The sequence below is a fragment of the Alishewanella tabrizica genome, assembly GCF_014652375.1.
GTDB classification, from domain to species: Bacteria; Pseudomonadota; Gammaproteobacteria; order Enterobacterales; family Alteromonadaceae; genus Alishewanella; species Alishewanella tabrizica.
In genome coordinates this window covers 312,005-336,467 of record NZ_BMYR01000003.1, presented here as the reverse complement: position 1 = coordinate 336,467, position 24,463 = coordinate 312,005, and the positions used below count along the sequence as shown (strand labels likewise).

Sequence of the window (24,463 nt, the reverse complement as noted above, 5' to 3'; positions counted from 1 at the left end):
TGCAGTCATTCACCGCCAAATTTGATCACTTTGTGCTTGCAATGGAGGGGGAGTCCATAGACGTTTGTTAGCGCTAAGTCGCGCGTGTTTTACCTGATCCGAGAAAGTCACAGCCTTTACGTATCGACACCCCGTCATTAGTCGGCTAATTACGGGTTTTTTGTTAATAAATTCAATTGTGAAAACGCGTTTTTTTGCTATGATGCAACCGTTTGCCTGAGTAAAGAACAGGCAAGCACTACGCCCGTTTTTTAGTATACCGCTTAGGTAACATAAAAGGCTTTTCGCGTAGACATTCACACCGTTGAGTTGTCAAATCTGCTGCAACGGTTTTGTTAACTTTTTGCCGGTTTACCGGACTTTTATACGAGAATAAAAACCATGTCAGCAGATGAAACCCTAGGGAGTTTGGCCGAGCCTGTTGCTGCGGCGGCCGAAGCGGCCGCGCTTGCTGCCCCCTCAGCACTTAGTTTAATCCCACCTTTAGTCGTACTTGTTTTTGCTATCTGGCTTAAAAGACCGATCTTGGCGCTGGTACTCGGCGCTGTTGCGGGATTACTGTTATTAAGCCCGAGCGAATCGCTAGGTAACTTTTCTGAAATCGCCGTAAATGTTATGCAGGACGAAACCATTGGCTGGTTAATTCTAGTTTGTGGTGGTTTTGGTGCCTTAATAGGTCTGTTAATTCACACGGGCGGAGCTGTTGCGTTTGGACGCTTTGGCGCTGAAAAAGCCAAAGGGCCACGCTCCTCCATGTTTATGACCTTTATAATGGGTTGTATCATCTTTGTTGATGATTACCTAAACGCCTTATCGGTAGGCGAGGCTATGAAACGGGTCACGGATAAGTTTAAAGTGTCTCGGCAGAAATTAGCCTATATCGTTGATTCTACCGCAGCCCCTATATGCGTATTAGTGCCTATTTCAACTTGGGCGGTATTTTTTGGTGGTTTGTTAGAAGATAACGATATTGCTGACAAAGGCAAAGGCGTCGCCGTGTATATCGAAGCGATCCCCTATATGCTTTATCCGATTTTAGCCGTTATTGTGGTAATGCTGGTTACGTTGAAATTACTACCCGATATTGGCCCGATGAAAAAAGCCGAGTTAGCAACTCAGCAAGGGAATCCTATCGAGTGTGAGCTGGCCGATCAACCCAGCGATGGTAAACGGATGTTGCATCACGCCTCTGAAGAAATGCCCTATCATACCAGCGACGATTATGCTGTAAGCTCGATAGAAGAAGAGTTTGAAAGCAGTAATAAGCAAGGTAAAGTGCATAACTTTATGGTGCCCATGCTGTCTCTGATCGTTTTTACGGTGTTATTAGGTGATTCACTTAGTGAGCCAGATGTATTAAAAGGCGTTATTGCGGCCTTAGTTTTCTCCATAATCTACTATGGTGTGCAAAAACTCATGTCATTATCTGAGATGATGGACGTGATGATGAATGGCTTTAAAACCATGTTACCGGCCATTAGTACGGTTATAGCTGCCTTTATTTTTAAGGATGTCTGCGATAAGTTGGGTTTACCCTTATTTATCATAGAAAATTTAGCACCTTATATGACGGCGCAAATGCTACCCGCATTGGTGTTTTTAGCAATGGCATTGCTGGCGTTTGCAACAGGTTCTAGCTGGGGTATTTTTGCCGTCTCTATTCCTATTGTAATGCCATTAGCTACCGCAGTAGACGCCAATATCCCACTGGTGATTGGTGCATTGTTATCAGCGAGTTCCTTTGGTAGCCAAGCCTGTTTTTACAGTGACTCTACCGTATTAGCAGCACAAGGAACGGGCTGTGATTTAATGAGTCATGCCTTAACGCAATTCCCGTATGCGCTTATCGCTGCCGTGATTGCGTTCTTTGGGTTTGTATTTATCGCCTAAGGCGCCATTATGTCATCAAGCTAACGGGGTTTAAGCCCCGTTAGCTGATTTAAAGAATGCCTCAATATGAGAACGTCTCTTTATAAACTGCGGTAAATATCCAACACCCCGTTTATCACAAACTGCACCGCGATCACCGATAAAATTAAGCCAAATAAGCGGGTAATAATTTCTTTACCCGTTTCGCCTAAATAACGCACCAAGACATGCGCATAAATCATCGCCAAGTAACAGGTAAAGGTGGTGATACCAATAGCCAAAAATACCGTAATAAAATGCCACAACGATTGTGCTTCACTCGTTAAAATCATCACCGTGGCAATAGCGCCTGGTCCGGCAATAAAAGGGATCGCTAACGGGATAATCGACACATCTTTGGCAATTTTCCCATCAGGATGGGGCTCTTTACCGGTTGCCTCCTCACCGTCATCTAAGCCTTTTTGCATCATGCTCATGGCGATACCAAATAAAATGAGTCCCCCTGCAATGCGGAACGCTTCTAAGGTGATGCCAAACACCTTAAAGATAAAACTTCCCAATAAGCCAAACACTAAAAAAATACCGGCAGACACCAGCGTGGACCGTTTCGCCGCACGTTTTCGCTGCTGCGTGGTCGCGTTAGGCAATAAAGATACAAAAATAAACGCCGTCGTCAGTGGGTTTACCACCACAAATAATGCCGTAATCGCAATCAGCCAATAATCAATTAGCAAGGTAACAGACATCTTTACTCCCTTTATTCCATGTTAAGACAGGCTATTCTACCGCTATTTTCACCATAAATACGCAGTGATCATAAACACAATAGCATCGTATCAAGAGTGCGATGTTAAAACCTTGACCCAAGATAAAAATTGTCGTAACCCGTACACTTTACCCGTCATAAATTTGCTACAATTGCTGACAATTTAATCATTTAAGGAATCTACTATGCCCGTAAGTTCGCAACATAAAGTGTATTTGCCCGCAGTGGCACGCGACAATCAATATGTGTTGGCTGAGTTTGTCCTCAGTGATGAGCTCGTCGCCCGCTTTCCTGCTGCATCAGACGCGCCTTATCAAGCCCTGTATCAAGACTTGGCGCAAAAGCTGTTTGAATTAACCGATCAATTTGGCCTGCGCAATGTGCATTTTATTGCTAATGGTAAAACACCCGTAGTGCGCTTTCACCAGGAAGCCTATGTATTACAAACCGCTGAGCAGATTTTGTTTTTCTACAATCCTAGCTATCATGAAGCGCATCATAGCTTTTTTGATGCCACAGTTCGGGCACGTAAAATCTCCTTACTCTTTTTAGCCACCGAGCAGCCACTGCGCTCTAATGCTGCCAGCTTCCATCAACAGGTGACGGCTTTACTTACCGAATTTAAAAATCGTTTAGCCTTGGCCGACTTACAGATTAAAGTACGAGATCACCAGCACCTTACTTATGATCTTTTTGCCAAAGCCAAAGGCAATAAAGAAAGCTACGGCTTTAAACTACGCTCAATTGATGCGCGCTATAAAGCTCGTAATTGCGAATTACCCAAGCACAGTGCGTTAACGTATGTGATTGTGAATTTGCCGCTAAGCCGCCGCTTAAAAGAACAGGTCGCGATTGATCTACAAAGCAATGCCCCTTACTTACCACTGTATCAACATGTCTATGATCAGTTTGTTAGCGCTTGCCAGCAGGAAAAGCTTAAACATTTAGCCGTATTGGCTAATGGTTTATTACCTTTAGTGCGCAATAGCCAATTCGATAAAAGCAGCCATGGCAAAGAACTGCAAATGCTTGGTTTTAATCACAGCATTGAAAGTGGCCAACTTATTAGCGATCTGCAAGGCGAAAAGCTGGTAGAAATGATGCAGCTGGTGATCTTTGCCACACCCGCAGATCAAACCGATATGGGCTATGGCCGTTTTATGAATGAAGTAGAAAGCGCGCTGCGCCGCTTTGCGAAATCCGTGAATCTGCAACCAGAGCGCGATGATTTAACGGTGCGTTTCCATCAGCATATTAGTTATCATAATTAACGACTGTGATAGCAGACTAGGCCGACATGTTAGCATGCCGGCCTATGCTTACAGCATCTCCTGCCGCCGCCACAGCCAATTACTATGGCGTCTTAGGTGGTTACTTGCCAAAATAATCTTTAAGTAATAGCGCTAAAAAATAGAACAAGGTCATAGTAGTAACACAAGCCACTTTTTCTTTTGTTGTTTTATATTTTCTTGAAAAAAGTAAAAAAAACACGGCAAAAAATAGAGCTGCAACAATATTTAAAATAATACTATTTAAACTGAGTGTCATAAACTTTCTCCACTGCCGGATATAAGTCGTGCTGAGCAAGTAATAAAGGCCTTTGCAGTTAATCTTTAAGATTAAATGCAAGCGACCACAAAGCAATAACCGTTGACTGTTAGCACAGGAAACCGGCTTTATCGTTGCATGGTTTACTGTCCTGCACCTTTGTGTTCTGCCGGAGCGACGAACTCGACAGTTAGATACCTTACCGTCATATCATCGCGTATCGCATACAGAAAATTTTCATACAGCACACTTTTTGGCACTGGACCATATTGTCTGGAATCTCGGCTTTGGTTAGTGTTATCCCCTAACACAAAATACTCATCCGCAGCGAGTTGCAGCTTACGGTACTCTCTTTGACACTGCGCAGCGTTTTCAAATCGAAAACCCACCCAATTATTTACCTGCTGATAGGCAATATCATTAACGTATACCAAACCGTCGCAGATGGTGATCTGATCTCCCGGTACGCCATGAATTCTCTTTATCATACTCTTACCATCAATTTCCGCTCTTACCATCACACCAGGCTGAAATGAAAGCGCAAAGTTCCGGCCAATAACCAGATCTCCTTTTGTTAGCAAAGGCCAGGCAGAACCTGAACCTAATATATTGCCAAGGACATAACCGATAGCCCCGGTAACCATGAAGGTAACCAGCAGCAGAATCGCAGAGATATAATAGCCAATACCAGCCAAAATATTTTTGCGTATGACAAAAATAACGCCCTGTCCGATAAGTAAAAATATTCCCAAGTAGAAGCAGGTTTGCAGGCTCTCGTAACTATCCCCCAGTTGAAATAGCCGCAGCGTAATAAGATACGAAATCCAGATAACCAGATTTACTAAGAAAAAGCACAATGGCTTGTTGGCCCAGTGCGACCTGTGCTCGGAAAACTGGCTTCTATACGGCGACAAGTTTATCGTCCTTAGTTCAATAAACGTTCAACTGATAACGACTGCACTCTTTCTTCAGCAATCATCGCTAATAACTTTACAAAAAAACCATAGAAAATCGGCAAGCAAGCTATTACAAAACCACTACCTATTGCATCCAACGAAGCCAGATGGCTTGCTAAGGCTATCGACCCAATCAACGATAAAAAAGCCCGGCCATTACAGCAGAGCGCCCAAATACAGAAAAAACTTGTATTGCTTGACGATACTGAACTTCGTTGCACGTCTTATCATTAGTTAACAATATAGAAAAAGCCTGCCTAACCCGTTTCAATAAGGTAGAAGCAAACATCATACTTATTGCCATTAGCACAACCCACAGAATAGAGAGTGCGTCTACGAAAACACTCACGTCACCGGAAAGTAATGTCGCATGCAGTGTAATTACTATAATTGCAAGGATTCCTAACCAAAACATTTAGCCTCCACATTTGCTTCTTGTAAGTTGATACAAAATACCGAAGCTTCTCACAGTTAAAAAACTAAAAATATGTACATTTCACAGTCATGCGGTCTATTTCAACAGTAACTAAGCCCGCTTATATTGAAGTCTTTAACTAACTACTTGCAGTGATAGCCAAAAGGAGACACAGCAGCGATACCAAGCTCACAGTTCCAATTAGCCAAAGCCTGAAACACATAAAACAGAATACTCAATGCAATAAAAATAAGAGCTACAATACCTAGAAATTTTTTCATAATGCCTCATGCGAATACCAATAACGTGTAAAAAGATAGTATTAGAAACGCTAATTAACAGGTGTTCGACTACTATTGTGAGTCTCGATAGAGCCTTGGTATGTTTACAAGTAAACAAATTTAACAATGAGATGTAAACTACATACTCATTTTTGTGAACGCAATAGATTGTTATATTCTATTTAGCTATAAAAATATGCATATTTTGGAATTGATTTTTTTTGGGGGGTAATAAATTCAATCACTTAGCCTTAGCGTAAAAGACCAAGAAATAAAATAACTAAAAACTGTTTGCTGAAAAAACCAACAGACTCTTGCTAATATTGCAGCATCAGCTAAAAAGTAAACAGGCACAAAGGAACCCTAACGGATTAAACCGCTGTTAGTTGGCGGTTACAGCGGTGACGCTTGTTAACGTACTCCTTACACCTTATTCAGTGCTGCAAGCGCCACTCCTCCCGGGCAGCATAGAGCACCGGTACCATAAAGACGCTCAGTAGCACAAACAGCATGCCGCCGAGCGTTGGTATTGCCATCGGGATCATCAGATCAGCTCCGCGGCCAGTGGCGCTGAGTACCGGTAAAAGTGCTAGTATCGTGGTGGCGGAGGTCATTAAACAGGGGCGAATGCGTTTGGCCGCTGCCGCACACACTAACTCGCGCACTTCAGCACGGCTGCTTGCTGGCCGGGCAGCAAATTGCTGTTTCAGGTAAGTCGCCATCACAATGCCATCGTCGATAGCAATACCGAATAAGGCTAAAAACCCGACCCAGACCGCGATACTCAGGTTATAACTTTGCAGATTAAACAACTCACGCAGATTGGCACCAAACCACTGGCTATTTAGAAAGTCCGGTTGTGCGAACGCATCCAGCGCAATAAAGCCGCCAGCCCAGGCAATGGCAATGCTGCTGAAAATCATCAGCGCGGTACTCACCTGTTTAAACTGTAAATACAGCAACATAAACACCAAGGTCAGCGCCAGCGGCACCAACCAGCTTAGTGTCGCCGCAGCACGTTGCTGTTGCTGGTAACTGCCGGCAAACTGATAACTGACGCCGGCCGGCAATGTCAGCTCACTGGAACTCAACAGTTGCTGCAAATAAGCCTCTACCTGTGCGACCGCTTCGACATCGGCGATACCCCGCGCTGCGCCAAAGGTAATGTAAGCGGTTAAAAAGCTGTTTTCCGAGCGGATCATCTGTGGGCCACGCTCGTAGCGGATCTCTGCCAGTTCAATTAACGGCACACTATAGCCGGCGGGCGTCGCCACTAGTACTTGTGCTATCGCCTCCACGCTATCGCGCTGTTCACGTTGATAACGCACCCGAATAGGATAACGCTCGCGCCCCTCAACGGTGCGACCGGCATCCATCCCCGCTAGGGCTGTACTTAAGCTTTGCTGCACCTGTTGCATACTTAGGCCATGCCGGGCGATTTGCTGTCGATTGGGCGTGACAATTAAATACGGCTGGCCTACCACCCGTTCGGCATTTACGGTGAGTGGCGAAATGGCCGGGGCGTCGCGCAATGCTGCCTCAAACGCCAGTGCAACCAGCTCCAGCGTGGCTAAATCTGGCGCCTGCAGTTTAACACCCATCGCCGCGCGCATGCCGGTTTGCAGCATCAGTAAACGGGTTTCTATCGGCTGCAGCTTAGGTGCCGAGGTTACGCCGGGCAACTGCGCCGCCTGCACGATTTCCTGCCAGATATCATCCGGACTTTTGATATGCTCACGCCACTGCCGGTAGGGCCGGCCACGCGGGTCAATAATCAGTTCACCCTGACTGTCGCGCACAAAACTATCAGTTTGCCGGTCATATTTAAAATACAGCCGCTTGCCCAGGGCATCGGTTTTATATTCGCTATGATATTGGATCAGCGTTTCAATCATCGATAACGGCGCCGGATCCAGCGCACTGTCGGCCCGACCAATTTTACCCACCACCGTTTTTACTTCCGGGATAGCAGCAATCGCCTGATCCTGCTGTTGTAAGATACTCAGTGCTTCACTGATAGCCGCATGCGGCATCACCGTCGGCATCAGTAAAAAAGCCCCTTCATCCAAGGCGGGCATAAATTCGCGACTTAACCCCGGAAAACGCTGTGCTAGGTGACTGTCGGCGTTAACACCCGGGATCACCTTGGCCGCTCCTAACCAAACCGACAGACCTGTTAACACCACCAGCAGCGGCAGCAACAAAAACGTCAGTTTAAAACGCAGACAAAGCCGCAACAGCGGCAGGTACACCTGCCAGAATAGCCAGAATACCAAGAGCACCAGCAATAATAAGCTACTGACGAAAAGCAGGTTATGCCAGAAGCCAGCACCCGGTCCCAGCGGTAGCCAGAGCTGGGATAGCCAAAACAATACCGTCAATAACAGCACTAGCATCAGCACACCATGGCCACGGCGTAGCAGCGTAGCGGGTATGGTTTGCAGGCGCGCAGGTAGCAGGTTATGGCATTTTTGCGCCAGCAGTGCCCTAAGCCGCGCCGGCTCTGCCGCAAAAAGCAAGTACAACACCACCGGCAGCAAGGTGACCGCCAGTAACACTGCGGCTAACAAAACAAAGGTTTTGGTATAGGCCAGCGGGCCAAATAATTTACCCTCGGCGCCCGTCATGGCAAACACGGGCAAAAAGCTAATCACGGTCGTACTGATGGCGGTGAGTAACGCAGGCCCGAGCTCGCGCCCAGCTTGCTGGATCGCCAAAGCCGCATTAAAACGCTGCCCCTGTTCCGACGCACCTTGCTCCGTCTGCAGCGACCTCTCTTCTTGCTGCAGTGCTCCGTCTTCTTGCTGCAGCGCAGCTTGCCGCTGTTGCAGCAGATTCTCGGTAAAAATAATGCCCAAATCGACAATGGTACCAATGGCAATCGCAATCCCGGCTAAGGCAACAATATTCGCCTCCACCTGAAAGTAACGCATCAGGATAAAGCTGACCAGCACGGTCACGGGCAGCATTAAACTCACTGCCAGTGCCGCCCTGAACTGCCACAACACCACCAGCACAACCAAGGTGGTCAGTAAAAGCTGTAACGCCAGCGTCGTCTCAAGGGTGGCGACCGTTTCATCAATCAGTAACGAACGATCATAGAACGGCACCAATTCGATCTTGCTAAGCGTTAGCCAGTCAGGCCAACTCTGCTGTGGATGTTGTTGTAACCATTCGCGCCAAGCCTGCTGTACGCTGTCGCTTTGCTCAGTAAACTCTACGCCGGGTAGCGGCAATTGCTGTAAGGCAGCAAAGTCACTGACTTGTTCTAAGCGGGTTTCTGCCCAGTTAATGACGGCTTTTGCCGGTAAACCGGCCCGTAGCTCACTGATGCGGGTTTGCACATTAGCAATGGCCTGTCTGGGGTTATAGCCCTCGCGCACCGTGACCACTGCACCCACCGCTTCCGCGCCAGCAACATCCAGCGCACCACGCCGCGGCGCCGGGCCAATGTTGACCTTAGCCACATCCTGCACCCGGATCGGCACATTGTCGGGTCCCAGCCTGACGACGGCTTGTTCCAGATCGGCCAGCTGTTTAACAAACCCCTGGCCGCGGATCAGATATTCAACACCATTGAGCTCACGGCTGCCGGCGCTGACATCTAGGTTCGACGCCATAACCGCTGCTGTAACCTGCTCCAGTGTCACCTCAAAAAGCCGCAGCAAATTCGCGTCAACTTCTACTTGATATTCCCGCTGATAGCCGCCGATCGCTGCCACTTCGCTGATACCTTCGGCCGTGAGCAAACCACTGCGTAAATACCAGTCTTGAATAGCTCGCAACTCATCCAACCGCCAGCCGCCAACAGGCTTGCCCTGCGGATCCTGCCCTTCCAGCGTGTACCAGAAAATTTGCCCCAGGCCGGTCGCATCCGGCCCCAGCGCCGGTTGTACACCGGGCGGTAAGGTATCAGCCGGTAAACTGGCTAGCTTTTCCAGAATGCGCGATCTGGCCCAGTAAAACTCGATATTGTCCTCAAAAATCAGCGCTATGCTGCTAAAGCCAAACATCGATAAGGAGCGCACATCTTTCACCCCCGGCACGCCCATCAGAGCGCTACTCAGTGGATAGGTCAGCTGATCTTCCACATCCTGCGGCGAACGGCCCGGCCAATCGGCAAATACAATTTGCTGGTTTTCACCCAGATTAGGGATAGCATCAACCGCCACCGGCTTAAGTGGCAGAGAGTGCTGCCAACCAAAGGGCGCGACGCCGATCCCAATGACCAGTAGGATGATGCAGGCAACAAACACCAGCAGCTTTTGCTGTAATAGCAGTGCAATAAAACGCGCGAAGCCCTGACTAGGCTCAGTTTGTCCCGGTTCCGGTTGCAAGGGAGTCGTCATACCTTAGCCCTCCGCCCCGAAACGGCGCACAATATCGCCACAGCGCAACATCATGGCGCCAAAATAGGGGTTGCGCAGCGCAGCCTCGCGTTGTAACCAACTGGCCCCTTCGCCATCGCGTGCCATCGGGCAATAGGCTTCATACCAGCCGTCAGCCAATACGCCCAACTCAGCAAAGCGCAATAAACCGAGGTTATGCCGGTAGAACAGTGCCCTCGCCTCTGCAAGCTCAGTCACTGCCTGAATATCTTCGGCGCCAGCCTTTAACGCACTGAGTACCCGGGGAAACCGATCTGGCCAGTCAACCGCCGCCACCGCTTGCTGCATAGACAAGGTTGCCTGCTGCCAGCCGGCCAGATCGTCAGCCACCAATGCCTCGTAAGCTTGCGCATACGCCTCCAGCAACACCCCTTGTGCTGCCGCAGGCACCACAAAGTCATCATGGTTTGGCACAACGTCGGCAGCGATCACTGCTGTATTTTGTTGTTGCGACGGAGTCGTCGCATTCGTATTGTGGTGATGTGCTGAGCCGATGCTTTCGGTGTGGCCTGAAGCAACAGCTGGGTTTAACATACTGGGCAGGCCGCGGATTTGCAGTTCGCTATCCAGTCGGAACGCGCCCTGCGTCACCACTAACTCACCCGCAGTGACGCCGGAGAGCAACTGATATTCCTCACCCAGACGCAGGCCAAGCTCGACCTGACGGGGTTCGTAGTTCGACTCTGCCGCATCAGGTTGGACATAAACTAGTGACTGTTTGCCGGTAAAGAGCACGGCAGATGCCGGCACTAACAATGTTTCGGCAACGTCAGCCTGAATACTGGCTTGTGCCAGCATACCCGGCTTTAATCTGCCATCCGAGTTCGCTAACAATACCCTTACCCTGGCGTTGCGATTGGCAATATTCAGTTGCGGCTCAATCAGTTCAATGCGACCACTCAGCGTCTCGCCCGGCAAGGCTTTCACACTCACCTCTACCTGCTGCCCGACTTTAAGCAAAGGTAATTGGGATTCAAAGGCGGCTAACTCCAGCCATAATGTATCTAGCGCCAGTACGGTAAATAACGGCTGGCCAGTGCTGACGTAAGCACCTTGGTTAACAAATTTTTCAGTGACAATACCACTGACTGGTGCACTGAGCGTCACCGTATCTTGTAACTGCTCACGCTGCAGGATCTGGTCAATTTGCGCGGCTGGCACCCCCAATAAACGTAAACGACGCCGGGCACCTTCCAGGGTACTGGCAGCAGGCAAACTGCTGCGCGCCGTTAACTGCTTGGCTTGCAGTAGCTCCTGCTGGATCACAATCAGCTCAGGGCTAAAAATTTCCAGCATCGGCTCACCGGCCTGTACCTGCTGCGCCGTGCGGTTAACATACGCCTGTTCGATGCGACCATTGGTCCAGGCGCTGATCGTTTGTACTCGGCTTTGATCGGCCACTAGCGTACCCGGTAAATTGAAGCGCTGAGTACTGGCAGCCTGCCGTACCGGCATCACTGCGGTTTGCAACAGAGCGGCGGCTCGGGGGCTTAAGCGCAGTTCTACCTGCTGTTCACTACCGGCAACATTATCTTCGGCGGCAACCGGGATCAGTGCCATACCACAGATCGGGCAGCGTTCGTTCGGATCACTAAACCGGATCTGTGGATGCATAGAACAGGTATATTGCTGTGTGGGTTGTAATGCTGCCAACGGATCCGCTTGTTCGCGACTTACCGCATTATTCTGTATCTGCACAGGGTTGTGGCCGTGCGCCTGCGCATTATTATGTCCATGATTGTGATCATGATCGTGACCATGCGGCTGTGCCGCGGCAGTTACTGCGACGCTAAGTGGTAACAACACTGCACAAAGCAAAGCAAACCTAGCAACATGCGGACGATAACACCAACTGCTCGCTGGCGTTGGCGCAGCGATAGAACCAGAAATAATATTACGCATAACACAGAAACCCTTTATACAAAACCCAAAAGACCGGCTGCAACACCGGAACGAGAGAGAAAAGTAAAGGGTTAAATTAACAGCAGATTTTTTGCTAAATACAGCGGAACAGCGGTTCGGGGTGGCGGTGTGGTTAAGGCAATAACCGGTATAGTGCTAGCAGGGATTATAGCGTCGGGCAAACTCGCCCAGCTCACTAATAGGCCAACCATGGCTAAGCTAATGGCGTCGGGGGTTGCAGCTTGATTATCACATCCACTGCAATGTTCTGTTATCAAAAGGTGTGTGAACTCCCCTTTTGACTCAACCTGATGCTCAAGTACAGTCGGCTGCTGGCTATGACAGGACGGTGTTGTCGTTGTTTGGCTGCTCTGCAGACTATCGATTGATGCAGGCGCAGCCTGCGCCAGATTTTGGCAAAGCAACAAGCACCAAGAAAATGCCAGGCTGATTAACAGCGGCACTGTCCAGATTTTTTGGCGCTTTACCAGAGTGCTTAACATCTAAGGTGTTTATTCCAAAATAAGAATTCAATAACACAATTATTATCGACTCTGGCGTTACACCAGAGTCAAGTTTTTATTCTACTGTCGCCTGTAGGTCCAAGGCTGCTTTAAATTCAGGACGCCGATACGCCGCTAGCTGTTGCTCCAGCAAGGCGGCAAGACGGATCAACTCGGGTTCTGACCAAGGCAAACCCACTACACTAATGCCAAGCGGTAACACCCCTGTTGCGCCTCCGGGCACCGTGATCGACGGATATCCCGCCACAGCAGCGGCAGTAGAGGTGCCGAAGTTAAATTGATCACCATTAACATGATCAATCGGCCAAGCAGGGCCATACGAAGGTAAAATTATAGCACTGTAGCCGTGCTGTAAATACTTATTTAATGCCCCCTCTGCTAAGGTGCGGCTTTGCGTTAACGCTTGTTGATAGTCAGCTTGCTGTGCGGTCACATCTACCGCAGCGGCTTGTACCAAATATTCTTGCCCATAAAAGGCTAACGCTGCAGTGCCTTGCTCTTGGTTAAAATCGACGATTTTCTGAATCGTATTAACAGACTCAGCCACCTGATAACGCGTTAACCATTGCTGTAAATCTCGCGCAAACTCGTAAATCAGTACTGAGAATTCCGCCTGATACAATTCTGCAGGTAAACTCCAGCTCTGTGTTTCAACAACCTCAATACCTGCAGCGCGTAACGCCATAGCTGTGTTGTCTAACATATTGACTAACGCCGGCTCACGCTCATCGTATGCCCGAACCAATAACACTTTTCCGCCATTAGCCGGTTGCAATGCCGCCGCCGTTAACGAGGCAGGAATTTGCTGGCGCGCTTGCGGGGTTAACATGGTTTCGAGCAATAACGCGGCATCATATACCCGCCGCGCCATGGGGCCGGCAATATCTTGCGCACTGGCAATAGGAATAATTCCCTCACCAGATACCGCACCTCGAGTAGGTTTAATGCCCACTATGCCATTAATTGCCGAAGGGCACATAATAGAGCCATCAGTCTCGGTGCCCACAGCCAATAGTGCGAAATCAGCGGCCACTGCAACACCTGATCCAGAGCTAGAGCCACAAGGCGTATGTGTGAGTAAATGAGGATTGCGTGTTTGTTCACCCAAGGCTGACCAACCACTGGCGGAGTTTTCGCCCCGAAAGTTAGCCCACTCGGATAAATTGGTTTTAGCTAGGATAATCGCACCGGCCGCACGTAATTGTTTTACCAGCTCGGCGTCTTCGGTAGTTAAATGCCCTTTTAATGCCAACGCCCCCGCCGTTGTTGGTAACTGATCTGCCGTAGCAATATTGGCTTTTAACACCACAGGTAAACCGTGCAAGGACGAGCGAATTTGCCCAGCTGCACGCTCTTTGTCCAGCATACGGGCTTGCACTAAGGCATCGTCATTCACATCCACTATTGCTCTGAGTTGATGCCCCTGCGTATTGTGCTTGGCAATTTGCGTTAAGTAATGGTTTACCAATTGCTCACTGGTTAGTTCGCCCCCTGCCAGTGCTTGTTGCGCACTACGGGCATCAATCCAGGCTAACTCTCTGGCAACCGTAGGTTCGGTAACGGTTTTTGGCTGGCACCCGACTAAAAATACCCCTAAACACAACCCAATTATTCGCATGCCTATTCTATCCTTTATCACATTTAATACTGTGCGTTTAGCATAATCATTACGCGCTGACGTTACATGCGGTTTCACCGCACACAGCCGTTATTGGTCGCAACGGCCGTTAATTGGAACTTAATCAGGCTCTGTCAGCCAAATAGCTTAGTATGCGATAGCGCTTTGCTTTACACTCTTAAGCGATTGCAAAACGAAAAACGTGCTAGTCACTCGGGTTTTGCTTCGCTAGACATAGGATGATAATAAACTTTTCCACATACCGTCCTGTGAGCGGTCATCGATAAACCTTAATACGCCTTGGGCGACGCCTTTTTAGATAAGGATATTTTATGAAAAAACTTCTCTGGCTTATTCCGGTTAGCCTCATAACACTGCTACTGATTAGCTGGTTACTGGCCAATACGCTGATCAAAAAGGTCATGATTAGTGAGCTAGAAAACATTACCGGCGCAGAAGTGAACATCGATAGTGTCTCGTTACGATTATTGCCTGTATCACTACAAATTAATACACTGCAATTAACCGATCCTGCAAAGCCTGACTATAACAGCCTAAGTTTTGCCATGGCTTACGCGCAGGTTGATCCTTGGCCAGCCTTAAAAGGATATTATATTGTTGAAACGCTTGAGATCTCTGAACTGGCTTATGGCAGTAAACGGCAACAACCTGGTCAGGTATATCGTGTACCACAACCGAACGACAATGCACTCGATCTCGCCTCGTTGCTGCAAGTCGATATTCCAACTGCCGATGCCATTCTTGCCCGTGCCAATTTGCAAACGCTGCAACAAGGCGAGCGCTTAAAACACTTTGTTAGCGAGCAACAGCAACAGTTTAGTGCGTTGCGCCAACAATTGCCAACTGCCGAAACACTCGCTGAATTTCAAACTAATATAAAAACCTTAACCGAAGGTCGAATCAATGATGCTAACGACTTAGCGGCGAAAACCCAACAACTTAACGCGCTGCAACAACAACTTCGGACTGAGCGCGACAAACTGCGTGAATTACAGCAAGGTTTTGTGCAGAGTCGCACAGCACTAAGCGAACACGTCGCGGCCGTGCGCAACGCAGCGTCAGCAGATTGGCAACAATTACAACAGTTAGCCAATATTCAAGATGGCGGTCTGGCCCCTATTTTTCAAATCCTGTTAGGCGATATTTGGGCGCGGGAAATTCAAAAATTGGAAGCGCTCTATCAATTAGCCAAACCCTATCTACAACAAGAAGGCGAGCCAGCACCGGCCAAGCCACTGGATCCTAACCAACCTTATCCCGACTTTTGGGTGAAAAACGCCAAGCTGCATTTGCTATTAGCGGGCACCGAAAGCACGATTACCATGCAAGATATTACCACTCAGCATCAATTGATTAATAACGCTGCGACGCGGTTTGCGCTGGATGTTGCCGGCTTACCCAAGCTCAATACCTTTACGCTAAACGGCGACTTTGCAATTTTAGAACAGATGATCACCAATCTTAGCTGGCAGTTAGACGGAATGGCATTAGATAAACTCACCATTGGCCGCGAGCAACAAGCCCTTACGCTATTAGCAGGCTTATTTAGTGCCAATGGTTCTTTAACACTCACTGACGATCAGTTAAAACAGCAAGCCAAAGTGCTGTTAAAAAATGCCAACTTTGAGAAAACCGGCAATCGGTACCTCGATCCGCTGGTCAACCTGCTAAATCAGCAAAGCCAGATCCCGTTTGATGTGTTAGCAGAGGGCGTCATTAGCAATCCTAAGGTGACAATACGCTCTTCCCTAGATCGGATGCTGGGCGATGCCTTGCTGGGTGAAGCGAAGCAAAAAATAGCAACATTGCAACGCCAACTCCGCACCGAGTTAGATAACCGCTTAGCGCAACAACTGGGTCCGCAACAAGAATGGCTAACGTTGTTACAACAGCAAGAGACAGATAGTAAGGCTCTTGAAGCCAAACTGGAAGAATTGGTTAACGCCAAAATGGGCAACCTACAAGATCAGGTGAGAGACCGCTTACTTAACCGGCTTGGAGGCGGCGAATAACGCCTAAAGGCCAGTGTCCGGCGACATGGCGCCATAAATAATTATCTTATGGCGCCTGCTGCACTCGAGGTAAAAACAGTGCCAACATGCCTAGCAATGGAAACCATGCGCAAAACTTGAACATTTGGGTGATGCTAGTCGCATCGGCCAGTGCGCCTAATCCTGCTGCTGCAATACCACTAATGCCAAACATCAGGCCATAAAAAACACCTGAAATCATCCCAATTTTGCTGGGAACCAAGTCTTGTGCAAACACGATAATTGCCGAGAAGGCAGACGATAAAACGATACCAATCAGTACGGTTAGCACAGCCGTCCAATATAAATTGGCATAGGGTAAGAGTAATGCCAGCGGCGCGGCACCTAAAATAGACACCCAAATGACCTGCTTACGACCAATACGGTCACCAATTGGTCCACCAATCAAGGTTCCTATTGCCACAGCCGCCAGAAATAAGAATAAAAATAGCTGCGAATGAGCTATCGATACCTGAAACTTTTCGATGAGATAAAACGTGTAGTAGTTACTTAGGCCTGCCATATACACGTATTTTGAAAATACGAGTAACGCCAGGACCAGCAAGGCTTGGCGTATTTGTTTTGTCGATAATCCACTGTTGCCCTGCGCATTTTTGCGCACATGCCCCATCGCTTGACGACTAACCACCCAACGACGCACGCGCAGTAGCACGATAATGCCAACGATAGCAAACAGACAAAACCAGGCGATACTGCCTTGACCACGCGGTATGATAATCAGCGCGGCAAGTAAAGGCCCTAATGCTGAGCCCGCATTGCCACCCACTTGAAAACAAGACTGCGCCAAACCAAAACGGCCGCCAGATGCCATCCTCGCCACGCGAGACGCTTCTGGATGAAAGGTGGAAGAACCTAAACCAATGAGCGCTGAAGCTAACAGTAATAACGGAAAGCTGTTGACGATGGCAAGCAGCAGTAACCCCAGTAAGGTAAACCCCATCCCCATTGGCAATAATGCTGGTTTCGGGTATTTGTCGGTATAAAACCCTACGGCAGGTTGTAATAACGACGCGGTTAACTGGAATACCAGCGTGATCAGACCCAGCTGCGTAAAACTTAACGCATACTGTATTTTTAACAGCGGATAGATTGCCGGTAACACGGCTTGGATCAGATCATTTAGCAGGTGCACAAAACTGATGGCACCCACTATCGGCAACATGAATAAGGCCGGTGCGGCGCCAATCGCTCCGGCTTGAGTCGGCTTAATCGGTTACTCTTCGGCGTCGTCTTCTTCCCAATCTTCGCCGTCTTCGTCGCCTTCAAAATAGGTCCCCCAGCCATCGTATTCTACGTGATGCTTTTTGGCTAAGGCTTCCAATTTAATGGCATCGGCCGTAATGGCAACGCCATCTAGCGATTGTTCACAGATGGCATCAAACACCCAAGCATTCGCACCATCTTCAAATTCCACCTCTTCGGCATCGGTAACTTCATAACCTAATTTAAACAGCTCTACAGCCAGTTTTTCTAGTTTATTAAAGTCTTTGTCGTAAAAGTGGTGTTCAATCGTATAAAGTGCATCCGGATCGCTGCCATCTTCTAATAAGGCCGAGATGGTTTCGTCAGTAAATTCTTTCCAGTTTTCCATAGTATCACTCTGTTGGCTGTGTTTGTTGCGCAGTGTAGTCGTTACCTAGCTCGGCATCAAGACGTTGTATTTGCTCAGCCATTTGCTGGCGAATATTTTTCGCAAACTGCCGCAAGTTGTCCTCTTTGGACAAGGCCACCGGCGCCTGCATCTGAATAATCACTTTGCCGTTATTCCATCGATTTAACTTGAACTGTTGATGTGTGCTACTCATACACACGGGAATTAACGGCACATTAGCTTCAATGGCAATATGAAAAGCACCCATTTTAAAAGGCAGTAGCCCACGACCATAGCTACGCGTTCCTTCAGGAAACATCCATACTGATATTTTATCGTTGGCAATACGTTCAGCTGCCGCTAGCATGGTGTTTAGGGCTTTAGTTTTATCGTCACGATCAATAAGCAAGTTACCGCTTAACCAATATAACTGGCCAAAAAAAGGAATGTATTTCAGGCTTTTTTTACCAATCGTTACAGTACGAGGTAATACTGAGCCACTGAGCGTAAATAAATCTAGATTATTTTGATGATTGGCAATAAACACATAGGGCTCACCATGAATAATAGCGGGATCGCGACGGATCTCTACCTCAATGCCCAATATCCGCGATACGCTGCCATACCATTTGCTAAACAGCGGTACATTGTTGGGATGAAACGGACGGAATAAACAGACCAGCAATCCCGCGACAGTACTGAAAATAAAAAAAACCACTAATAAGATTAAACGCAAAACCGCTATCACAAACCGCCCCTTGCAAGCTTGGGTGGACTCAGTATTTTAACCGCACACGCGTTGTGAAACGGGCTAAACCCTGCTGAGCCGACATCATAAAAGAAACCCACCTATTGGTGGGTTTGCTAACCAAGGTATTAGTATAGCGCTATTCTGAAACAGGGCTGGTTTGATCACTGTGCCCATTAACAATAATTTCGTCAATGCGTTGCAAGCCACGCGGCAGCTTGTTCCCGCGTCGGCCACGTTCACCTTGATAATGCTGCAAATCGGCCATTTTTAAACTGAGTTTACGCTTGCCTGCAACAAGCGTAACATGGCCATCCTGCGGTATCACGGCTAACAAACAGACATACTCTTCACGGCTTGCCGCCCGCGCTCCAAGAATAGACATCAGTTTATTGCCTTTGCCTTTGCTGAGTTTTGGCAGCTCGGCCACAGGGAACATTAACATCCGCCCTTCATTAGAGATACATAATAACCAGTCGGTCTCAGGCGTAGGAACCGGCACAGGTGGCAGCACTTTGGCGCCTACCGGTAAGCTTAACAGTGCCTTACCAGCTTTGTTACGGCTGAGTAAATCGTTAAACTCGGTGACAAAACCGTAACCAGCATCAGAAGCCAGTAGCAGGGTTTGTTGTTCATCCGCCATCAAAACGTGCTCAACGGTTTCACCGGCTACAATAGTGAAACGACCACTTAATGGCTCACCTTGGCCTCGCGCAGAAGGGAGCTCATGCGCTTCAGTAGCATAACATCGCCCAGAGGAATCCAGAAACACCGCCTGCTGATTAGAACGACCTTTTGCCAACGCTTTAAAGGCATCGCCCGCTTTATAACTTAACGAATTACCATCAACATCATGCCCTTTAGCACAACGCACCCAGCCTTTCTCAGACAATACAACACTGACCGCTTCACTCGGTAATAACTCTTTCTCAGTCAGTGCTTTGGCTTCTTCACGTTGTACAATAGGACTTCTGCGATCATCACCGTATTTTTGCGCATCGGCCACTAATTCATCGCGGATCAGCTTAGTGAGTTTTTTCTCAGAGCCTAAAATGGCTTGTAATTTATCGCGTTCTTTACTTAATTCGTCTTGCTCACCACGGATCTTGGTTTCTTCTAGTTTGGCTAAATGCCGTAATTTTAATTCTAAAATGGCTTCAGCTTGGCGCTCGGTGATCCCAAAAAACGCCATCAACTCCGGTTTAGGTTCATCAAAAGTACGAATGATCCGAATAACATCGTCGATGTTCAAAAAGGCAATTAATAAGCCTTCTAATACATGCAAACGATCGAGCACTTTATCTAACCGATACTGCAAGCGACGGCGCACCGTGTCGCGGCGGAAGCTTAACCACTCCGTTAATATTTCCAGTAAATTGCGCACACGTGGACGATGATCCATCCCTAGAATATTTAGGTTTACCCGGTAGCTTTTCTCTAAATCGGTTGTCGCAAACAAATGTTGCATTAATTGTTCTACATCAATTCGATTTGAACGCGGCACAATCACGATACGGGTAGGGTTTTCATGATCAGACTCATCACGCAAATCGGTGACCATAGGCAATTTTTTAGCCTGCATTTGTGCAGCAATTTGCTCCAGCACTTTGGCACCAGAAGTTTGATGCGGTAGCGCGGTGATAACAATGTCACCCTCTTCTTGTTGGTATACCGCCCGCATTTTTATGCTACCACGCCCCGTGTTATACACCGCGGCGATGTCGGCAGCCGATGAGATAATTTCAGCATCGGTAGGGTAATCCGGTCCTTGCACATGGTGTAGTAGGTCGGCCACGGTGGCGTGCGGATTATCTAATAGTGCCGTACACGCATTAACAACTTCACGCACGTTATGGGGTGGAATATCGGTGGCCATCCCCACGGCAATCCCAGTGATACCATTTAACAAAATATGCGGTAAACGGGCGGGCAGCACTTTAGGTTCCTCTAAGGTGCCATCAAAGTTTGGTACCCAATCTGTGGTGCCTGATCCTAACTCTGATAACAACACCTCACTAAAACGCGATAGTTTAGCTTCGGTATAACGCATTGCCGCAAAGGATTTCGGATCATCTGGTGCACCCCAGTTTCCCTGACCATCGACCAGAGGATAGCGGTAAGAGAAAGGCTGTGCCATAAGCACCATGGCTTCATAACAGGCAGAGTCACCATGGGGATGAAACTTACCTAACACATCACCCACAGTACGCGCTGATTTTTTAAACTTGGCTAAATGCGACAAGCCCAGCTCTGACATCGCATAAATAATGCGCCGCTGTACCGGTTTTAACCCATCCCCAATGTGAGGCAGTGCCCGGTCCATAATCACGTACATGGAATAATTTAAATACGCGTCTTCGGTAAAGCGGCGCAATGGCAGTTGTTCGGTGCCATCCGCCAAAAGTACGGTCTCTGTCATGCCTTATCCTGTTGTTGCGAAGTGGGTACAAGCGATTGGGCGCGTTTCTTCGCCGAAAAAATTGTCAGCGCGATGAAGACGATAATCCCTAAAACCAATATAAAACCCAACCACATCCCCTGAATTTGTTTTTTATGCGCACTTTCCACTGCGCGTAACACGTTTAATTGATTCTCTTGTTCCACCAAACTTTGCCGCACCGCATCACGCTCAGCGTCAAAGGTCATGCGCATTTTTTCCAGCTCAAGCTCATTTTCTTTATCACGTAACTGCTGAAATGCCCGCACAAAATCCATTAGGTGTGTATATGCGCGCTCATATTGCCCTTGCTCAGCCAATAATTCGGCTTTGAGCAATCGCAGCGCCAGCAACATATTGCCAGATTCATTGTCTTTAAGTTTTTGGAAAAACTCTTCGGCTAATAGTAATTGCTGAACCGCTTGCGCATTTTGTTGTAGCTTTTGAAAAATTAGCGCCTTTTCATAGTGATGGCCTGCTAAATAATAATCAGATTGAATAACGGCTAAATAGTCTTCAGCTTTTTGCATGTAATTTAGCGCCACTTGCGGCCGATCCATTTCATTGCTGGTAATCGCCAAACCACTGTACGCATAATACAAGTTAAGCACATCTTGCTCCGCCAACGCCGACTGCAACATGCGATCAAAATTTTGCATCGCCAGTTCATAGTTTTCTAAATAACTATAATTTCTGGCTAAATTGTACAACACCGAGATGCGATTTTTTTGCCAACCCAAGGCTTCATATATCGCCAATGCTTGTTCTAAAAATACTTGGGCTTCTTGTTCATAGGCTAAAGCAGAATACATCAAGCCAAGCTGGGCATTAACATCAGCCAGTAGCTCTTGATCCTGCAGCTGTTCGGCCAAGGTGTAGGCCTGCTTTAACGTTTCCAAAGCCTGTTGATCGCGATTTTGCAGCGAATCTATCGCTGCAATATTGACCATACCGCGAACCTGTAAGGGTTGATTGGCAATGTCAATCGCCAAGGCCAGCCCCTGCTGATACCAGCCTAACGCTTCGGTTAAGGCCAATTGCATTTCGCGAGCATAGCCAAACTCAAACAAGAGTTCTGCTTTTAAAGCCGCAGCATTATCACCAACCAAGGATAATCCTTGCTGTGCTAGCGCTTGCTGCTCTTGAAAACGCCCCAAATAACTTAACATCGCAGCTTGTTGATTCAACCAATACGCTTGCACCTCTGGTGCCAAATCAGCAAATTGCGCCTGATTCTCTGCCATTAACGCTAACATTTGCTCGGGGGCTTGATGCTTCTTTGCGGCAACCTGCTGCAGCCACTCTGGGGTATTCGGTGGCACAGTGGCAGCCTGACAGCAACTACTTAGCACCCATAGTAGTAATATCAGCAGTTTGTACATGCAACCTCCTGTAATAACGTGAAACACGCGACACTTTAAGCGATAATGGCACGATCACCTTTTAATTCCAGCCAATCACGCCGATCTGTCGCGCGCTTTTTGGCCAACAACATATCCATTAACTCCATGGTTTGGGCAACATCATCAATGGTTAATTGCACCAGACGACGGGTATTGGGATCCATGGTGGTTTCACGCAATTGCAGAGGGTTCATTTCGCCCAGCCCTTTAAAGCGTTGTACGTTTACTTTACCCCGCTTCTTTTCGGCCTCTATACGATCGAGAATACCATTTTTCTCTTCTTCATCAAGGGCATAATAAACATCTTTGCCAATATCGATACGGTATAACGGCGGCATGGCGACATACACATGCCCTTGCTCCACTAAATGGCGGAAATGCCGCATAAAGAGTGCACAGAGCAAGGTTGCGATGTGCAAGCCGTCTGAATCGGCGTCGGCCAGAATACACACCTTGCCATATCGTAGACCTGACAAATCACTGGAATCAGGATCGATACCAATTGCCACCGAAATATCATGCACCTCTTGTGAGGCTAAAATTTGTCCTGATTCAACTTCCCAGGTATTTAAAATTTTTCCACGTAACGGCATTACCGCTTGAAACTCACGATCGCGTGCTTGTTTAGCCGAGCCACCTGCTGAGTCACCTTCCACCAAAAACAACTCGGTACGCGCTAAATCTTGCGCAGAACAGTCGGCTAATTTACCCGGTAACGCTGGCCCAGAGGTGATCTTCTTCCGCACCACTTTTTTTGCGGCTTTCAAACGTTTTTGCGCATTATTAATGCAAAAATCGGCCAGGGCGACCGCAATATCAGTATGTTCGTTCAGCCATAAACTAAAGGCATCTTTAACAATACCACTGACAAAGGCTGCTGATTGACGTGACGATAAACGCTCTTTCGTCTGGCCAGCAAATTGAGGATCTTGCATTTTCAACGACAGCACATAGGCACAGCGATCCCATATATCTTCAGCCGACAATTTTATGCCACGAGGTAACAGATTTCTAAATTCACAAAAATCACGCATTGCCTCTAAGAGTCCCTGACGCAAGCCATTAACATGGGTACCGCCTTGCGCAGTAGGAATGAGATTGACGTAACTTTCAGTCACTAATTCTCCGCCTTCGGGCAACCATAGCAAAGCCCATTCCACCGCTTCAATACTGGCTGAAAACTGCCCAACAAAAGGCTGCTCAGGTAAAGCGATTAATTGTTGCACCGCTTCCGCCAGATAATCTTTAATGCCGGCTTCGTAACACCATTGGTATTGTTGTTGATTGACTTTGTCATCAAACTTTACTGTCAAACCAGGGCAAAGCACCGCTTTGGCTTTTAACACATGCACCAAGCGGCTTACTGAGAATTTTGGTGAATCGAAATATGATGGCGTTGGCCAAAAGCGCACTCGCGTGCCGGTATTGCGTTTACCTACCGTGCCGGTAACCACCAGATCGGACACTTTATTGCCGTGTTCAAAAGCAATTTCATACACTTGCCCATCTCGTCGAATACTGACATCTACCCGGCTGGATAATGCGTTTACCACGGAAATACCTACGCCGTGCAAACCACCTGAGAATTGATAATTTTTATTGGAAAACTTTCCGCCCGCGTGCAGGCGACACATAATCAATTCTACTCCCGAAACGCCCTCTTCCGGGTGAATATCAACGGGCATCCCACGGCCATTATCAATAACTTCAATGGACTGATCATCATGCAAAATCACCTGTACCAGATCAGCGTGTCCAGCCAGTGCTTCATCCACACTGTTATCGATAACTTCCTGCGCTAAATGGTTGGGCCGTGTGGTATCGGTATACATTCCAGGACGGCGTTGTACCGGCTCTAAACCGGTAAGTACCTCGATCGATTCGGCATTATAGAGTTGTTCAGTCATACGAAAATATTGCTTCCTGTTTGGCTGGGCATCGTTCG

General features: G+C 47.8%; 17 protein-coding genes. 3 read left to right on the top strand and 14 right to left on the bottom strand.

The features are described 5' to 3' along the window. Positions 1–381: 381 nt before the first annotated feature. Complete coding sequence (locus IE070_RS05505) at positions 382–1,890, top strand: Na+/H+ antiporter NhaC family protein (protein WP_229796937.1); 1,509 nt, start codon at positions 382–384, stop codon at positions 1,888–1,890. 80 nt (positions 1,891–1,970) lie between these two features. On the opposite strand, the gene IE070_RS05500 is transcribed toward IE070_RS05505, so the two are convergent. Beyond that, positions 1,971–2,615: a MarC family protein gene (locus tag IE070_RS05500; protein ID WP_189481251.1), complete on the bottom strand. Its 645-nt coding sequence runs from the start codon at positions 2,613–2,615 to the stop codon at positions 1,971–1,973. A gap of 205 nt (positions 2,616–2,820) precedes the next feature. Between IE070_RS05500 and IE070_RS05495 the strand changes: the two genes are divergently transcribed. Next, the gene (locus IE070_RS05495) at positions 2,821–3,906 is read left to right on the top strand and encodes a DUF3083 family protein (protein WP_189481249.1); all 1,086 of its coding nucleotides are present in this window, start codon (positions 2,821–2,823) and stop codon (positions 3,904–3,906) included. A 100-nt stretch (positions 3,907–4,006) separates the two neighbouring features. Here the strand turns inward: IE070_RS05495 and IE070_RS05490 are convergent, their stop codons facing one another. From IE070_RS05490 to IE070_RS05460, 7 genes are all read right to left on the bottom strand, one after another. Then, complete coding sequence (locus IE070_RS05490; RefSeq protein WP_189481248.1) at positions 4,007–4,183, bottom strand: hypothetical protein; 177 nt, start codon at positions 4,181–4,183, stop codon at positions 4,007–4,009. 143 nt (positions 4,184–4,326) lie between these two features. Beyond that, positions 4,327–4,935, bottom strand: coding sequence for a signal peptidase I (gene lepB, locus IE070_RS05485; RefSeq protein ID WP_229796936.1), 609 nt, complete (start codon positions 4,933–4,935; stop codon positions 4,327–4,329). 762 nt (positions 4,936–5,697) lie between these two features. After that, positions 5,698–5,835 (bottom strand): hypothetical protein, encoded by a 138-nt coding sequence (locus IE070_RS05480; protein WP_189481246.1) that lies wholly within the window; start codon positions 5,833–5,835, stop codon positions 5,698–5,700. Between the two features lie 434 nt (positions 5,836–6,269). Then, positions 6,270–10,184 (bottom strand): efflux RND transporter permease subunit, encoded by a 3,915-nt coding sequence (locus IE070_RS05475; RefSeq protein WP_189481244.1) that lies wholly within the window; start codon positions 10,182–10,184, stop codon positions 6,270–6,272. A gap of 3 nt (positions 10,185–10,187) precedes the next feature. Then, positions 10,188–12,125: an efflux RND transporter periplasmic adaptor subunit gene (locus IE070_RS05470; RefSeq protein WP_189481242.1), complete on the bottom strand. Its 1,938-nt coding sequence runs from the start codon at positions 12,123–12,125 to the stop codon at positions 10,188–10,190. Between the two features lie 71 nt (positions 12,126–12,196). Then, positions 12,197–12,628: a hypothetical protein gene (locus IE070_RS05465; protein ID WP_189481240.1), complete on the bottom strand. Its 432-nt coding sequence runs from the start codon at positions 12,626–12,628 to the stop codon at positions 12,197–12,199. Between the two features lie 76 nt (positions 12,629–12,704). Then, entirely contained in the window at positions 12,705–14,267 is a 1,563-nt protein-coding gene (locus IE070_RS05460) for an amidase (protein ID WP_189481238.1), read from the bottom strand. 332 nt (positions 14,268–14,599) lie between these two features. Here IE070_RS05460 and IE070_RS05455 point away from each other — a divergent pair, with 332 nt between their 5' ends. After that, positions 14,600–16,300, top strand: coding sequence for a TIGR03545 family protein (locus IE070_RS05455; RefSeq protein WP_189481235.1), 1,701 nt, complete (start codon positions 14,600–14,602; stop codon positions 16,298–16,300). Between the two features lie 46 nt (positions 16,301–16,346). Here the strand turns inward: IE070_RS05455 and IE070_RS05450 are convergent, their stop codons facing one another. From IE070_RS05450 to parE, 6 genes are all read right to left on the bottom strand, one after another. Beyond that, complete coding sequence (locus IE070_RS05450; RefSeq protein WP_189481233.1) at positions 16,347–17,501, bottom strand: MFS transporter; 1,155 nt, start codon at positions 17,499–17,501, stop codon at positions 16,347–16,349. A gap of 51 nt (positions 17,502–17,552) precedes the next feature. Further along, positions 17,553–17,930 (bottom strand): ribonuclease E inhibitor RraB, encoded by a 378-nt coding sequence (gene rraB, locus IE070_RS05445; RefSeq protein ID WP_189481231.1) that lies wholly within the window; start codon positions 17,928–17,930, stop codon positions 17,553–17,555. 4 nt (positions 17,931–17,934) lie between these two features. Continuing rightward, the gene (locus IE070_RS05440; protein ID WP_189481229.1) at positions 17,935–18,678 is read right to left on the bottom strand and encodes a 1-acylglycerol-3-phosphate O-acyltransferase; all 744 of its coding nucleotides are present in this window, start codon (positions 18,676–18,678) and stop codon (positions 17,935–17,937) included. Between the two features lie 139 nt (positions 18,679–18,817). After that, a complete protein-coding gene (gene parC / locus IE070_RS05435; protein ID WP_189481227.1) occupies positions 18,818–21,097 on the bottom strand; it encodes a DNA topoisomerase IV subunit A in 2,280 nt (759 codons plus the stop codon). Continuing rightward, positions 21,094–22,497, bottom strand: coding sequence for a tetratricopeptide repeat protein (locus IE070_RS05430; RefSeq protein WP_189481226.1), 1,404 nt, complete (start codon positions 22,495–22,497; stop codon positions 21,094–21,096). Before IE070_RS05430 ends, parC begins: the two co-directional genes overlap by 4 nt. A gap of 35 nt (positions 22,498–22,532) precedes the next feature. Next, positions 22,533–24,425, bottom strand: coding sequence for a DNA topoisomerase IV subunit B (parE, locus tag IE070_RS05425; RefSeq protein WP_189481225.1), 1,893 nt, complete (start codon positions 24,423–24,425; stop codon positions 22,533–22,535). Between the last annotated feature and the right edge of the window lie 38 nt (positions 24,426–24,463).

Bases quoted from the DNA above. Each gene is read 5' to 3' on its own strand.
- rraB (WP_189481231.1), bottom strand. From the start codon at position 17,930: ATGGAAAACTGGAAAGAATTTACTGACGAAACCATCTCGGCCTTATTA.
- IE070_RS05495 (WP_189481249.1), top strand. From the start codon at position 2,821: ATGCCCGTAAGTTCGCAACATAAAGTGTATTTGCCCGCAGTGGCACGC.
- IE070_RS05460 (WP_189481238.1), bottom strand. From the start codon at position 14,267: ATGCGAATAATTGGGTTGTGTTTAGGGGTATTTTTAGTCGGGTGCCAG.
- IE070_RS05475 (WP_189481244.1), bottom strand. From the start codon at position 10,184: ATGACGACTCCCTTGCAACCGGAACCGGGACAAACTGAGCCTAGTCAG.
- parE (WP_189481225.1), bottom strand. From the start codon at position 24,425: ATGACTGAACAACTCTATAATGCCGAATCGATCGAGGTACTTACCGGT.
- IE070_RS05505 (WP_229796937.1), top strand. From the start codon at position 382: ATGTCAGCAGATGAAACCCTAGGGAGTTTGGCCGAGCCTGTTGCTGCG.
- IE070_RS05450 (WP_189481233.1), bottom strand. From the start codon at position 17,501: ATGTTGCCGATAGTGGGTGCCATCAGTTTTGTGCACCTGCTAAATGAT.
- IE070_RS05455 (WP_189481235.1), top strand. From the start codon at position 14,600: ATGAAAAAACTTCTCTGGCTTATTCCGGTTAGCCTCATAACACTGCTA.
- IE070_RS05430 (WP_189481226.1), bottom strand. From the start codon at position 22,497: ATGTACAAACTGCTGATATTACTACTATGGGTGCTAAGTAGTTGCTGT.
- IE070_RS05465 (WP_189481240.1), bottom strand. From the start codon at position 12,628: ATGTTAAGCACTCTGGTAAAGCGCCAAAAAATCTGGACAGTGCCGCTG.
- parC (WP_189481227.1), bottom strand. From the start codon at position 21,097: ATGACAGAGACCGTACTTTTGGCGGATGGCACCGAACAACTGCCATTG.
- IE070_RS05480 (WP_189481246.1), bottom strand. From the start codon at position 5,835: ATGAAAAAATTTCTAGGTATTGTAGCTCTTATTTTTATTGCATTGAGT.
- IE070_RS05470 (WP_189481242.1), bottom strand. From the start codon at position 12,125: ATGCGTAATATTATTTCTGGTTCTATCGCTGCGCCAACGCCAGCGAGC.
- IE070_RS05490 (WP_189481248.1), bottom strand. From the start codon at position 4,183: ATGACACTCAGTTTAAATAGTATTATTTTAAATATTGTTGCAGCTCTA.
- IE070_RS05500 (WP_189481251.1), bottom strand. From the start codon at position 2,615: ATGTCTGTTACCTTGCTAATTGATTATTGGCTGATTGCGATTACGGCA.